Annotated in this window: 2 protein-coding genes; both read right to left on the bottom strand. The window is 65.2% G+C overall.

What is annotated here, in order from left to right; translation table 11 throughout:
- On the bottom strand, positions 1–371 hold a 371-nt coding region (locus H9626_RS15615), incomplete at its 3' end, for a YesL family protein (RefSeq protein ID WP_225231006.1).
- A gap of 22 nt (positions 372–393) precedes the next feature.
- Positions 394–1037: sucrose phosphorylase domain-containing protein (locus H9626_RS15610; RefSeq protein ID WP_191710794.1), on the bottom strand; the 644-nt coding region annotated here is incomplete at its 5' end.

Below are 1037 nucleotides of genomic sequence, written 5' to 3'. Positions count from 1 at the left end.
ATCACTAGCACCACCAACAGCACGCCGCGGAAGACCGGATCGAGCTGCCCCATGATGGCGATGTCGCCCAGCATGACGATGATGATGGCCAGACAGACCAGCCACACCACGGTGGCCTGCTTGAAGTTCTCCTTGAACGCCCTGAAGAAATGCGTATGCACATACCCCTCCTCATGGCGGACCATATGCCACAGGGTGTTGTGCATCGCCGTGAACGACGCTCCGGCCGTCACGACCGGGACGCAGCACAGCAGGGTCAGCACGTTGAGCTCGATCAGGTCGAACACCACCGCCATGATGCGGAAGAACCCGTTCTCGCTATCGAAGAGCCTGTACAGTTTCGAGGGTCGCTTCTTGTCCGAGGCCATCATCATCCTTTCCGTAGCGGCGCCGTCACTCCACGAACGGCGGGGTGTGCAGCAGGTCGCGGGTCTCATGCTCGCCGGACGCGTCGGTCCACGTCAGCGAGGCGACCGGCATGTTGTTGTCCACGCCGACGCCGAGCCGCGGCTCATACCTGAGAGAGGCGCGGGTCGTCGCGCCCGTCCAGGTCAGCGTCAGCGACGCGTCGCCGTCCGCCTCATAGCTGAACTCGCCGTCGAAGGCGTCGAGCGAGTTGCGCAGGCGGCACAGCGCGTACACCGCGCGCACGACCGTACGGTCCAGGTTCTCGTCCACCTCCGCGGTGGTGTAGTAGTGGCGGTTGATGTCACGCCCGACGTGCGTGCGGTTGAGCAGATCCATGTCGTTCCGGCCGGCGAGCGCGCCCACGTAGTAGACCTGCGGCACGCCCGGCAGGAAGAACTGCACGGCGCGGGCGGCCAGATAGTGCTGGTCGTTGCAGCCGAGCGCCGAATAGTACGTGCTGTTGACCTGGTAGAGGTCCAGGTTCGAGGCGGCGGCGCCGGTTGCGGCGCTGGATTCGCCGTGCGTGTTGCGGTGGATTGTGCGGACGAGCGCGTCCACGTCCTCGTCGGGGATCAGCCCCTTGAGGCTGCGGTCGAGCTGGTCGGAGCCGATGTCGATCACGCCGATGC

The sequence above is a fragment of the Phocaeicola faecium genome (assembly GCF_014837055.1).
In the GTDB taxonomy this organism is placed as follows: Bacteria; Bacteroidota; Bacteroidia; order Bacteroidales; family Bacteroidaceae; genus Phocaeicola; species Phocaeicola gallinarum.
Note: the sequence above shows the minus strand (reverse complement) of the source record. Positions and strands in the feature narration are given on the sequence as shown.